This window comes from Streptomyces sp. NBC_01390 (assembly GCF_045040105.1).
In the GTDB taxonomy this organism is placed as follows: domain Bacteria; phylum Actinomycetota; class Actinomycetes; order Streptomycetales; family Streptomycetaceae; genus Streptomyces.
Genome location: NZ_CP109551.1, coordinates 5,120,087 through 5,133,609 on the forward strand (window position 1 = coordinate 5,120,087; position 13,523 = coordinate 5,133,609).

General features: G+C 69.8%; 7 protein-coding genes. 2 read left to right on the forward strand and 5 right to left on the reverse strand.

The features are described from left to right. Positions 1-161 precede the first annotated feature (161 nt). On the forward strand, positions 162-4,793 hold the full coding sequence (locus OG241_RS23080) for an FtsK/SpoIIIE domain-containing protein (RefSeq protein WP_405817431.1): 4,632 nt from the start codon (positions 162-164) through the stop codon (positions 4,791-4,793). A 303-nt stretch (positions 4,794-5,096) separates the two neighbouring features. On the opposite strand, the gene OG241_RS23085 is transcribed toward OG241_RS23080, so the two are convergent. Together OG241_RS23085 and OG241_RS23090 are read right to left on the reverse strand one after the other, a co-directional pair. Continuing rightward, a complete protein-coding gene (locus OG241_RS23085) occupies positions 5,097-6,773 on the reverse strand; it encodes a serine/threonine-protein kinase (protein WP_405817433.1) in 1,677 nt (558 codons plus the stop codon). 67 nt (positions 6,774-6,840) lie between these two features. Continuing rightward, entirely contained in the window at positions 6,841-7,689 is an 849-nt protein-coding gene (locus tag OG241_RS23090) for a menaquinone biosynthetic enzyme MqnA/MqnD family protein (protein WP_405817435.1), read from the reverse strand. 289 nt (positions 7,690-7,978) lie between these two features. On the opposite strand from OG241_RS23090, the gene OG241_RS23095 reads away from it, so the two are divergent. After that, on the forward strand, positions 7,979-8,182 hold the full coding sequence (locus tag OG241_RS23095; RefSeq protein WP_006380707.1) for a cold-shock protein: 204 nt from the start codon (positions 7,979-7,981) through the stop codon (positions 8,180-8,182). 104 nt (positions 8,183-8,286) lie between these two features. On the opposite strand, the gene OG241_RS23100 is transcribed toward OG241_RS23095, so the two are convergent. The 3 genes from OG241_RS23100 to kstD all read right to left on the reverse strand — a co-directional run bounded on the left by OG241_RS23100 (position 8,287) and on the right by kstD (position 13,505). Further along, positions 8,287-10,671 (reverse strand): alpha-L-fucosidase, encoded by a 2,385-nt coding sequence (locus OG241_RS23100; protein ID WP_405817438.1) that lies wholly within the window; start codon positions 10,669-10,671, stop codon positions 8,287-8,289. Positions 10,672-10,799: 128 nt separating this feature from the next. Beyond that, positions 10,800-11,546 carry a DsbA family protein gene (locus OG241_RS23105; RefSeq protein WP_405817440.1) on the reverse strand — a complete coding sequence of 249 codons (747 nt, stop codon included), beginning with the start codon at positions 11,544-11,546 and terminating at the stop codon, positions 10,800-10,802. A gap of 168 nt (positions 11,547-11,714) precedes the next feature. After that, complete coding sequence (gene kstD, locus OG241_RS23110) at positions 11,715-13,505, reverse strand: 3-oxosteroid 1-dehydrogenase (RefSeq protein ID WP_405817442.1); 1,791 nt, start codon at positions 13,503-13,505, stop codon at positions 11,715-11,717. Positions 13,506-13,523 lie beyond the last annotated feature (18 nt).

The following is a 13,523-nucleotide window of genomic DNA, read 5'->3' on the forward strand; positions in this document are numbered from 1 at the left end:
AGACCGTTCAACACCGTTCCGTCACCAATTCACCATAGGAAAGGGTCCCAGCGCCTCTCCGGCCCACCCGTTGCCCTTCTGTCATATGGAGCGGATATCGTCACTCCGTACGGTGGCCGGCGTTGCGTGAGCGGCCACGGGGGCCGTTGGGGAGGACAACCGTGCGCCTGACTCTGACCGTCGTCGATCCGTTCGGCGGGAGCACCGCCGACGTCGTGCTCGACGCGGATCCCGAGTCCACCGTCGGGGACATCGCACAGGAACTGGCCAAACAGGTCGGCCACAGCGGTGCCCAGATCATTCCGCTCGGGCACCACGGGCAGGTGCCCGCGAACAACTCCCCCCTTGTCTATGTGGACGGTTACGCCGTCGACCCGTCCGCCAACGTCGGCGGGTCGCCCCTGCGCGAAGGCGCCGTGGTCAGCCTCCAGGATCCCGCCGGGTGTCTGCCCGGCGAGCCGACCGGGCTCGTCGAGCTGCGGGTCGTGGGCGGGCCCGTCGCCGGGTTCGTGCACCGGCTCGGGGTGGGGCGCTACGACATCGGCAGCGGGCCCGCCTCGTACATCCGGATCGACGATCCCGAGGTCGACGCGCGCGCCCTCACGTTGTCAGTTGCAACCGACGGAACCTGCCAGGTCACCGTGCACGGAGAGACGGACGACGTCACCCTCGACGGCACACCGATAAAGGACGTCAAGGCCGCCAAGGATGCCAAGGGCGCCAAGGACACCAAAGACGGCAACGGGGCCAAAGACGCCAAGGGGGTCGAGTGGCCCCTCGGTGGGCAGATCGCCGTCGGCAACTCCCTTGTCGAGCTGGCCCGTTACACCCCACCCAACGCGGCCCTCAAGTGGTCCGAGGACGGCGTGGGTCTCGACTACAACCGGCCGCCCCGGCTGCGCTCCCCCGACCGGCAGACCAAGTTCCGGCTGCCGTCGCCGCCGCGTGAGTTCGAGGCCCGGCCGCTGCCCTGGCTGATGGCGCTGACGCCCCTGGTGGGTGCGATCGTGGCCGTGACCATCTTCGGGCGCTGGTACTACCTGATCATGGCCGGCCTCAGCCCGATCATGCTCTTCGCCAACTACTTCATGGACAAGAAGCACGGGCGCAAGTCCCATGCCAAGCAGGTCAAGGAGTACAAGGAGCAGAAGGAGCGGATCGAGAAGGACGCGCAGGACGCCCTGCTCGCCGAGCGGCAGGACCGACGGCACGCCATTCCCGACCCCGCCACCGTCCTCTCCCTCGGCACCGGCCCCCGTACGAGACTCTGGGAGCGCCGACGCACCGACCGCGACCATCTCCTCCTGCGCGTCGGCACCGGGCAGTTGCCGTCCGAGGTCGTGCTCGACGACCCGGAACAGGACGAGCACCGGCGTCAGGTGACGTGGAAGATCGAGGACGCGCCCGTCGCGCTGTCGCTGCGCTCGCTCGGGGTCATCGGTATGGCGGGCCCCGGGGACTCGGCGCGCGCGCTCGGGCGGTGGGCCGTCGCCCAGACCGCCGCGCTGCAGAGCCCGATGGACGTCCAGTTCTACGTGTTGAGCGAGAGCACCGCGCAGGACAGCTGGGACTGGGTCCGCTGGCTGCCGCACACCAGGCCGTCCGGCGGGCAGGACGTCAACGTCCTCATCGGCACCGACGCGGAGACCGTCGGCGCGCGGATCGGCGAGCTGACCCAGATCCTCGACGCGCGCAAGAAGGCCGCCGAGCAGAACAAGGGTCAGCGGGCGTCGTTCAGCGACCCGGACATCGTCGTCGTATGGGACGGGTCCCGGCGGCTGCGGTCGCTTCCCGGTGTCGTCAAGCTGCTGCGCGAGGGGCCGGCCGTGGCGATGTACGCCCTCTGCCTCGACGCCGAGGAGCGGTTCCTGCCCGGCGAGTGCCAGGCCTTCGTCGTCGCCGAGCCCAGGGCCGAGGAACACACCGACCCGGCGTACGCGAGCAGCACACCGGCTCAGCCGCAGGTCGCGGGCGGGTTCCCGTCGTTCCACGCGTGGCATGCCGCCGACAGCGAACCCGACCGGCGCGCCCAGGCCGACAAGCTGCGGCTGCGCGTCGAGGAGGAGAGCGCGGAGGGCGTACGGGACGTACGGCCCGACTTCGTCTCCGCCGCCTGGTGTCTGCGCCTGGCCCGGTCGCTGTCCGCGCTGCGTGACATCAGCGGCGAGACCGAGGACTCGGCGCTGCCCGGGTCGAGTCGGCTGCTCGACGTGCTTCAGCTGGAGCCGCCGACGCCCGACGCGATCACCGCGCGCTGGCGTATGGGCGGGCAGTCGACGATGGCCGTCATCGGTGAGTCGTACGACGGGGCGTTCGGCATCGATATCCGGAAGGACGGGCCGCACGGGCTCATCGCGGGTACGACCGGTTCGGGCAAGTCGGAGCTGCTGCAGACCATCGTGGCCGCGCTCGCCGTCGCCAACACCCCCGAGAACATGACATTCGTGCTGGTGGACTACAAGGGTGGCGCCGCCTTCAAGGACTGTGTGCATCTCCCGCACACCGTCGGCATGGTGACCGACCTCGACGCCCATCTCGTCGAGCGCGCCCTCGAATCGCTCGGCGCCGAGCTGCACCGCCGGGAACACATCCTGGCCAACGCCGACGCCAAGGACATCGAGGACTACCAGGATCTGGTGCGTCGGGATCCGTCCCATGCCCCCGTCCCCCGACTCCTCATCGTCATCGACGAGTTCGCCTCGATGGTGCGTGACCTGCCCGACTTCGTCACCGGTCTCGTGAACATCGCCCAGCGAGGCCGCTCCCTCGGCATCCACCTGCTCCTCGCCACACAGCGGCCGTCGGGTGTCGTGTCCCCCGAGATCCGCGCCAACACCAACCTCCGTATCGCGCTGCGCGTGACGGACGGCGGTGAGTCGTCCGACGTCATCGACTCGCCCGAGGCCGGGCACATCTCCAAGAACACGCCCGGTCGCGCGTACGTACGACTCGGCCACGCCTCCCTCGTGCCCTTCCAGTCCGGACGTGTCGGTGGACGCCGGCCCGGAGCGGCGGACCCCGCGGTCCTCATGCCCTGGTCCGGCTCGCTGGCCTGGGAGGACCTGGGCCGGGCCGCGCTGAAGAAGCCCAAGGTCGAGAAGCGGGAGGACGAGGAGATCACCGACCTCAAGGTGCTCGTCGACGCCGTGCGCGACGCCAACCGGTCGCTCGGTATCCCGCCCCAGCACAGCCCCTGGCTGCCCGCCCTCTCCGAGACGCTGCTGCTCGACGAGATCGAGGTCCCGGCCTTCGCCGACCACGGCACCGGCAAGCTGGCGCCCGTCCCGTACGGCGTCGAGGACCTGCCGTCCGCGCAGGCCCGCCGCCCGGTCGTCGTCGACTTCTCCACCTTCGGCCATCTCATGATCGGCGGCGCCCCGCGCAGCGGCCGCTCACAGATCCTGCGTACGATCGCGGCCTCCCTGGCCCGCACCCACTCCACCGCCGACGTCCACCTGTACGGCATCGACTGCGGCAACGGCGCACTCAACGCGCTGACCCGGCTGCCGCACTGCGGTGCTGTCGTCAGCCGTAACCAGACCGAGCGGGTCATTCGGTTGGTGAACCGGCTCAAGGCCGAGATGGCGCGCCGCCAGGACCTGTTGGCGGAGAAGGGGTTCGCGGACATCGGCGAGCAGCGCGCCGCGTCTCCGGAGGAGGAGCGCCTGGCGCACATCGTGGTGCTGCTGGACCGCTGGGAGGGCTGGGTGCCCACCCTCGGCGAGATCGACCACGGCACGCTCACCGACGAGTTGACGACGATGATGCGCGAGGGTGCGAGCATCGGCATCCACCTGGTCCTGACCGGTGACCGCACCCTGCTGGTCGGCCGGATCGCCACCCTCACCGAGGACAAGTACGGGCTGCGGCTCGCCGACCGCAGCGACTTCTCGGCGCTCGGTATCCCGCACCGCAAGGTCCCGGAGGAGATTCCGCCGGGGCGTGGCTACAAGAACGAGTCCGGTATCGAGACCCAGTTCGCGCTGCTGTCGCAGGACACGACCGGGCAGGGACAGGCGGCCGCGATCACGGCGATCGGTGAGGCCGCGGCGGCCCGGGACGCCCAAGTCCCGCGCTCCCGGCGCCCGTTCAGGGTGGACAGCCTGCCGTCGCGGATCTCGTTCGCGGACGCGTGGGGCATGCGCGACCCGGAGACGTCCGGCTCCCGTCTGTGGGGCCTCGTGGGCATCGGCGGTGACGACATCACGGGCTTCGGGCCTGATCTCGCGACCGGTGTGCCTACGTTCGTCATCGCGGGGCCGGCCAAGTCGGGCCGCTCGACGGTGCTGATGAACTTCGCGCAGTCGTATCTGTCCCAGGGTGTACGACTGGTCATCGCGGCGCCTCGTCAGTCGCCGTTGCGGCAACTGGACGGTGCGGATGGCGTGTTGAAGGTGTACACCGGGGACGACATCGACGAGGACGACTTCGAGGAGATCATCGACCAGGCGTCGTTGGAGGAGCCGATCGTGGTCCTCATCGACGACGGGGAGATCCTGGAGGACTGCGATGCCGCGAGCCAGATGAAGAAGATCGTCTCGCGGGGGGCGGAGCGGGGGCTCGGGCTGGTCATCGCGGGTGACGAGGAAGATGTCTGCAGTGGGTTCAGTGGATGGCAGGTCGACGCGAAGAAGGGGCGGCGGGGGATTCTGCTGTCTCCGCAGGAGTCTTCGAGTGGGGATCTGATCGGGGTGCGGATCAACCGGAGCATGGTGGGTGGGCAGATCGCGCCGGGTAAGGGGATGTTGCATTTGGGGGACGGGGAGTTGCGGACGGTCGTTATTCCTGGGTGAGTTGGTGTGTGGGCGGTGAGGTTTTCGCCCCCGCCGCCCCTACCCGTCCCATCCTGTACCTGGGGGCTGCGCCCCCAGACCCCGCTGCCGGCCCTGAACGGGCCTTGTCCTCAAACGCCGGACGGGCTGGAAAGCGGGCCTGGGCTGGACAGATGCGGTTGAACGGGTGGGCGGGCGGGAAACCCGCGACCTGCGCTGGACACATGCGGCGAACGGGTGGGCGGGCGGGAAACCCGCGGCCTGAGCTGCACCCGCCCCCACCCTGTGAACGCCGGACGCCGATAACGCGGCCCGCCCCCACCCCTACCCCACCCGCGACATCCGAGCCACCGGATCCCCCGCCTCCGGGTTGTCCGTCTCGTACTTGAGGTCGTCGCCGACCGGCGTGAGCAGCACCCTGTGCGAGCCCGTCGTACACACGCTTCTGTTCGACTTGTCGGCGATCGACGTGACGACGAGCCGGGTCTTCGTGACCTCCTTCAGGAACAGATCGTCGTCGCAGATGCCGCCGATCTGGTCCGTCTGCCGGAAGGTGCCCAACTTGTCGCCCACGGCGGCCCGTTGGACCGTCACCCGGAACGTCCCCATCGGCAGCGTGCCGTCGAGGGCGACGGCCGGACCTTCCCAGGTGCCGACGTAGGACGCGGGCACCGTCATCGTGCCGCTCGCCGGCCCGGGCACCGTGCTCTGTGGCGGACTCTGCGTTGCCCGGTCGGAGTCCTCACTCGACGCAGAACTCTTCCCTGCCGCGTCGGTACCCCTGTCCTCGGCCCCGCCCGGCAGCAGGTCGAACAGGAACGCCGAGCCCACCGTCACCACCGCCAGCGCGCCGGCCACCGCGAGGGCCACCGTGCAGCTCAGCTTCCGTCCGCGCCCGTCGGCACCGGGTACGGAGGTCGCCGCCACGCTGACGGAGACCTTGCCGGGCACCCGATCCGACGGCTCCGGCTCCGGCTCCGCGTCCCGGGGCCCCGGCATCACCGGCGGCGGCCCGAACTCGCCCGCGCCTACGCCCGCCCCCGCGACCATGGGCGTACTGAACCCCACCGGCCCGGACAGCGCGCCCTCCTGAGCCGCCGCCTCCGCGACCTCCAGGTTGAGCAACGCCACCGCGTCCCGGCTGACCCGCTCCACCACCGCCCCCGGCAGCCACCCGCCCGCCACCAGCCGTGCCGCCCCCTGAGGGGCGAGCCGCCGGCCCACCTCGGCGGGGGCCGGTCGAGTGGCCGGGTCCTTCGCCAGGCAGCCTTCGACCACCTCCCGCAACTCACCACCAAGACCGCCCAGCTGGGGCTCCTCGTGCACGACCTTGTAGAGGAGCGCGGCCGACGAGTCGCCGGGGAAAGGTGAGCGGCCCGTCGCCGCGTACGCCAGTACCGCGCCCAGGGAGAAGACATCCGCCGCTCCGGTGACCGGATGGCCGAGGATCTGTTCCGGGGACATGTAGCCGGGCGAGCCGACCGAGACGCCGGTCGACGTCAGGGACGCCGTGCCGTCGGTGGCCCGTGCGATGCCGAAGTCGATGAGGAGGGGGCCGTCGAGGGTGAGCAGGACGTTCGAGGGCTTCACGTCGCGGTGGACGAGGTTCAGGGCGTGGACGGCGGTCAGTGCCTCGGCAAGGCCCGCGCCGAGTGCCCGTACGGAATTCAGGGGCAAGGGGCCGTCGTTCGTGATCGCCGCCGTCAGGGAGGGGCCGGCCGCGTACGCCGTCGCCACCCATGGCACCGGGGCGTCGGGGTCCGCGTCCAGGACGGAGGCCGTCCAGGCGCCGCCGACCCGCCGGGCGGCCTCGACCTCGCGCCGGAACCGGGCCCGGAACTCCTCGTCGAGCGCGAAGTGCGGGTGCACGATCTTGACCGCGACGGTACGGCCGCCGGTGCTGCGCCCCAGGTAGACCCGGCCCATCCCGCCCGCGCCGAGCCGCCCGAGCAGCCGGTAGGGCCCCACGACGTCCGACTCACCGACGTCCAGCGGCTGCATGGCCCCCACCTCTCCCCCGTACACACCTCATACGCCGACCCCGCGCCCGCCGGCGACGAGCAGCAGCCTACGGCTCCAGCAGGTCCACCTCCACGTCCGCGGGAAAGCCCGTTGTGGGGCCTACACGTCGGGCGAACTCCCGTACGGCCGTGAGCTGCGGGCCGCCGAAGCGGAAGTCGAGGGTCGTGAAGTAGCGCTCCAGGACCTGGGCGTCGAACTCCTCCCAGCGGGCCGCCTGCTCGGCGACCTTGCCGACCTCTTCCAGGGAGAGGTCGCGGGAGGCGAGGAACGCCTCGTGGACCTTGCGGGTCACGAACGGTTCGCGCGCCAGGTAGTCCTTACGGACCGCCCACACCGCGAAGACGAACGGCAGCCCCGTCCACTCCTTCCACAGGGTGCCCAGGTCGTGCACCTGGAGGCCGTAGCGCGGGCCGTCCAGGAGGTTGGCGCGCAGGGCCGCGTCGCCGATCAGCACCGCCGCGTCCGCCTCCTGCATCATCAGGCTGAGATCGGGCGGACACGTGTAGTAGTCGGGCTGTACGCCGTAGCGCTCGGACAGGAGCAGTTGCGCCAGGCGTACGGAGGTGCGGGAGGTCGAGCCGAGTGCCACCCGTGCGCCGTCCAGGCGGTCCAGGGGGATCTGTGAGACGAGTACGCACGACATCACCGGGCCGTCGCAGCCGACGGCGATGTCAGGGAAGGCGACCAGGTCATCGGCGTTGCGGAGGAACTCGACGAGCGTGATGGGCGCGATGTCGAGGTCGCCGCGCACCAGCTGCTCGCTGAGCTTCTCAGGGCTGTCCTTGGTCAGCTCGAAGTCGAGGAGCGTGCCTGTTCTCGCGAGCCCCCAGTACAGGGGCAGGCAGTTCAGGAACTGGATGTGGCCGACGCGCGGCCGGGTGCGAGAATTGTCCACCTCGCGAGGCTAACGGGCCGTCCTTACCATGAGCCCTCCCGGGGGGCTGTCAAGGCCGCGCGCCGCCTCTCAAACGTCCGGGTGACGTGATCTTGACCTCTATTGCATTCCGGTGCCTGCATGCTAGGCTCGCCGCAAGTTGCAGTTTGGTTTCCCTTGCAGTACAGAGCCTGCGGAGCATGTGACCGCGGGCTCTCGTCGTATTCAGATGAATGCAGTTGTTTACAAGCTTTTGTTTACACCTTGCAGGTTCTGGAGCAGGGCAACCCTTTGGGCCCAGGGAGGGCTTATGGCTACCGGAACCGTGAAGTGGTTCAACGCCGAAAAGGGCTTTGGTTTCATTGCCCAGGAAGGCGGCGGCCCGGACGTCTTCGTCCACTACTCCGCGATCAACGCGAGCGGATTCCGCTCTCTCGAAGAGAACCAGGCGGTTTCCTTCGACGTCACGCAGGGTCCGAAGGGCCCGCAGGCGGAGAACGTCAGCCCGATCTAAGTCTTCGGCTCAGCTGAGCCGATTGCTCTGATCCGGAACGTGTGCAGTACCCCAAGGAGCTCCGAGCCGTCTCGACGGCATCGGAGCTCCTGCCTTTTCCGGGGTCAGGAGTTCCAGTGCACCTTGAAGACCCAGGCGTGCTGCCCGGCTTTTCGGGCCGTCGCGGGGACGTCGATTCGTAGTGCGCCGTTGCTGACGGTCCAGGTCAGGGGTCGGTCGTGGCCGAGCATCGTCACCGTGTCGCCGCTGCGGATGGGTACGGGGGCCTCGACGGTGAGCCGGGCGCCCGGCTCGGCCAGGGAGTGGATGTAGAAGGCCTGGTCGGGGCGGACCGTGAAGCGCAGGTCGTCGCCCAGTTGCGCCATCCTCGACCAATACGTGGTGTCGTAGATCGCCTCGCCGTTGGTGCTCAGCCACCGGCCCGTCTCGCGCAGCCGGGTCTGCATGATCTCCGGGATGGTGCCGTCCGCGCGCGGACCGATGTCGAGCAGGAAGTTGCCGTTCTTGGAGACGATGTCCACCAGGCTGTGCACGACCTGCTCCGTGGTCATGTACTTGCCGTCGGGCGTCGCCTGGTTGTACCCGTAGCTGAACGGGTCGAGTCCGCGGCTGGACTCCCATTTGGCGACGACCGTGTTGTCGTACGTCGTGTACTCGGGGGTTGTGAAGTCGTGGAAGGCGATGCCTGAGCGGTTGTTGACGGTGACCTCGGCGGGGCGCTTGCGGTTCTTGGCGTTGTTGAAGTACTCGGCGAGCACGTGCAGGCTGTCGTTGGCGCCCCCGATGTCGCACCAGATGAGCTCGGGCTCGTAGCCGTGGATCAGCTCCAGCAGCTGCGGGGCCTGGTAGTCCTTCACGAAGTCCTTGCCCGCGGTGTATCCGGTGTACGGCACCGGGTCGAGGGTGTACGGGTTGCGCGGGGCGTGGCCCATCCACGGGCTGTCCGGGTTGAACCACTCGGGCATCGAGAAGTAGAGCCCCCGGTGCAGCTCGGGCGTGTAGCGACGGGACGCCTCGAAGAGTTCCCTGACCAGGTCCCGTCGCGGACCCGTCTTCACGGAGTTCCGGTCGGAGAGCTTGGTGTCCCACAGCGCGTATCCCTCGTGGTGTTTCGAGGTCAGTACGTGGTACTGGGCGCCGGCGTCCCGGAACAGCTCGACCCAGGCGCGCGGGTCGAACCGCTGGGCCGTGAACATGGGGATGAAGTCGTCGTACGCGAAGTTCTCGCCGTATGTCTGCCGGTGGTAGGCGTGCACGGCGTTGTTCGGGTCCTGGAGGTGGTTCCAGTACCACTCGGCGTACTGCTCCCCGACCGGCGACCAGGCGGGCACCGAGTACACGCCCCAGTGGATGAAGATGCCGAACTTGGCGCTGTGGAACCAGTACGGCGCCTGGTGGCCGGAGAGCGATTCCTCGGTGGGCCGGTAGTCGGCGACGCCGAGGGAGAGCGGGCTGCGTTGCGCGGCGGCCTGGGCTCCTCGTCCGGTGACCGTGACCACGCCCTCCTGCAAGGTGCCCGGCGCGGTGCCTGTCCGGTTGCGGATGCCGACCCGGACGCGGGCCTGTTCGCCGGGGTCGAGGCGGCGGACTCGCGCGGGCTCCACCGTGCGGGCGCCGGGCACGTCCACCCGTACCGTGACGTTGTCGTGGGCCAGGACGGCGACGGTGCCCGCGTTGACGACGGTGGCCTCGACGCTCTGGGCTCCGGTGGACTCCAGCAGCGAGTTCGTGGAGTGGGCGTCGCGCAGGGTCAACGCCCGTCCCTGGGCGACCGGTTGGAGGGAGAGCGCGAACACGTGCAGGCAGGCCTTGTTCGCTTCGGCCGGGTTGGTGACCGGCAGGGTGATGGCGACGGCCTCGCGCTGTGGGTCGATCCACAGGTCCGACGTCCCGATGCCGACGCTGTGTTCGTCCTTCGTGCCGTCCGGACGGTAGCGGTACGGGGCGGACAGTGCGCCGCCCGACGCGTACCAGTCGGACCCGCCGAGGCCGGCCGTCGTGGTCGAGCCGTCCGCGTAGTGGACCGTGGCCTTGCCGGAGGCGTTGCCGTAGCTCCCGGCGGTGAGGAAGTGGGCTGTCAGGTAGCGGCCCTTGGGGATGTCGAGGCGCTGCCCGAGCGACACGACGTTGTTCTTGGCGCCGGCGGTGGAGGCGGGGAAGTCGAAGGGAACGCCCTCCACCCGCACCTGTCCCGACGGGAGTTCCTCGCCCGGGAAGGTGTAGCCGGACCCGTCGAAGTCGCCGCCCCGCGCGGAGGCGGTGTCCACGCCGTCGTTGTCGTAGAGGCCGGAGAGGGAGACGGGCACCGGACTCGGCACGGGAACCCAGACACCGGTCCCGGCTCCGGTGCCTGCTCCCGTTCCGGCTCCGGTCTGTCGCTCGACCGTCTCGGCGGCGTGCGCGTCCGTCGTGGCGGCGAGGGGAAGGGCGACCGAAGCGGCGACTCCCGCGGTGGCGCCCAGGACATGACGTCGTGGATACGTACTCATGGCGGCTCCCAAATCATCGGGTGTCTTGATGATTGAGGAGGGGTGTAGGGCTGTCAATGGTGCGCACAGGCACAGGACTTGATGGATAGGTCGGGTCAATTAAGGTCGGGACGGTCAGGGCGTCCGGCTCAGAATCCGTAGTCCTCGGGGTCCGGAAGCGGCTGGTAGTCCTTGTACGCCTGCCACTCTCCGGGGCGGTCCTGGACCAGCTGCAGCAGCTCCGCGAAGAGCTTCGGGTCGTACAGCACCCCGCTGATCTCCGCGGGGACCTTGACGTCGTCGATCACGGCGGTGGGTGTGCCCGGCCCCTGGCCCTTGCTCCGCTCCTCCGCCGTGCCGACGCGTTCGTAGGCATCCTCGGAGGCGGTCACGAAGGAGCGGTACTTCATCGTCTTCACCGCCGACTCGAAGGCGGGGGTGCGCAACCCGTCGACCTTCTCCGCCAGTTGGAGGAGGCGCGCGTCGGTGAAGCCGTCGTCCTCCTCCTCGGGCTGGTTGGCGTACAGCACGTCGTGGTACTCGGCGAACCTGCCGACGTCCAGGGCCGCCCTGAGCGCGTTGGCCGCCTTCTTCGAGCCGCTCCCGCCGAGCCGGTCGTCGAGGAAGGAGGCCAGGGTGTACTCGGTCTTCACCTCCCGCCGCAGCACGGCGGCCTGGAGTTCCGGGCCGGCGCCGACCGTCTCGAACTTCTCGCAGAACGGGCAGCGCATGTCCTCGTACATGTGCACGGTGACCTCGGCTGTCGGGTCGCCGACCGTGATGGTCGTCCCGCTCACCGCGAGCTTCTCCGGCACCTGCGCCAGAGTGTCGTACGGCTCCGGATCCCCGTATCTCTGCCCGCATCCCGCGACGAACGCCATTCCCACTACGGCCATGACGACCCCAGCGACCGCCGTCACCCTTCTCGGCCTTCTGGTCCTTCTCGACGCGGCGAACCGCCCCCCGTGCCTCACACGCACCTGTTGCCTCCCCAGCAATCAGCGTGACACTAGGGCATGTTCATGCGGAACGCACAGGCATATCCCGTCCGGGGCCCCCTTCCGTCAGATCACCCCCGCAGCCGCCAGTGCCGCCACATACCCGAACGTCATCGCCGGGCCGATCGTCGAGCCGGCGCCCGCGTAACTGTGGCCCATGACGGCGGCACTGGCGTTGCCTGCGGCGTACAGGCCGGGGATCGCCGTACCGTCGGCCCGCAGTACCCGCGCCCGGGCGTCGGTCCGTAGGCCGCCCTTGGTGCCGAGGTCGCCGGGGACGATCCGGAAGGCGTAGTACGGGGGCAGCCACAGCGGGGCCAGGCAGGAGTTCGGGAGGACGGCCGGGTCCGTGTAGTAGTGGTCGTACGCGCTGTCGCCGCGCCCGAAGTCGGTGTCGTCGCCGTTCAGGGCAAGGGAGTTGAAGCGGCTGACGGTCGTACGGAGGGCGGCGGCCGGAACGCCGATGGCGGTCGCGAGAGCGTCGACCGTCCACGCCTTGTACACGGCACCGGAGTTGTACCACTCGGCCGGGAGTACGAAGGTCGGGGTGACGTCCTTGAAGAGGTAGCGGTTGCGGTAGTTCTGGTCGACGATCAGCCAGGCCGGGATGTCCGGGTCGGCGGCGTTCCGCTCGTACATGGTGTGGACGACGTCGCTGTAGGGCCCGGCCTCGTTGACGAAGCGGGAGCCCGCCGCGTTGACCAACAGGCCGCCGGGGAGGGTGCGTTCGGCCAGGCAGAAGTACGGCTCGTCGAGGAACGGGATCGCCGGGCCCCACCAGGCGTCGTCCATCAGGGCGAGGGAACCGCCGGCGCGCTCACCCGCCCGGATTCCGTCCCCGGTGTTCTCCTTCGCGCCGACCGTCCACTCCGTGCCGATGGGCTGCTGCTGGTACTGGGCACGCATCGCCGCGTTGTGTTCGAAGCCGCCCGAGCCGACGATCACGCCGCGCCGGGCACGGAGGAGACCGGCGGTGCCGCCCCGGGTGACGACGGCTCCGGTGACCGCTCCGGACTCCAAGTAGAGGTCGGTGAGCGGGGTGTTGAGCCAGACGGGCACCCCTGCCGACGCCAGCCCCGCGCGGAGTCCGCCCGCGAGGGCCTGGCCCATGGTGAGCGGGGTCTGCCCCTTGAGGGCCGCCTTCGTGCCGCGCGCCAGGCACTCCACGGCGACGGCCGTGCCCTTCGCGTTCACGGCGGCCAGGGCCAGCCACTTGTAGTCGGCGCTGAAGACGACCATGCCCGAAGGGACCGCGAGATAGGGCGGGTTGAGGTGGGCGAGCTCGGCGCCGAGGACGTTCCCGTCGAGCTGATCAGGCTCTATGGAACGCCCGTTGGGCAGCCCGCCGGGCAACTCCGGGTAGTAGTCGCTGTATCCCTCCATCCAGCGGAAGCGGAGCGGACTGTTCGCCATGACGAAGGAGAGCATGGCGGGCCCGTGGGCGAGGAAGGCCTGCTGACGCGCGGCGGGGACATCCGGCCCGACGACCGCCGCGAGATAGGCGGCGGCCTTGGCGGGGGTGTCCGGCACCCCGGCCGCCAGGATCACGGGGTTGTTCGGGATCCAGATCCCGGCACCGGAACGGGCGGCCGACCCGCCGAAGGTGGGCGCCTTCTCGACGACAACGCAGGTCAACCCCTGCTTGGCGGCGGTCAGCGCGGCGGTCATCCCGGCGGCCCCCGCTCCGACGACCACGACGTCGTACGTCCCGAGGAGGGGCGGCGCCGCTGCCTCGGCCGTGCCACCTGCCGCGACCGTGACACCCGCCGCGACACCGGCGGCAGCGGCGGCTCCGGCCAACACGCCTCGCCTGGAAGGGAGTTCGGTACGTCTCTTTGAGTCCGTTTCTGGGTTCATGGGGCGGGAATGTCGTAC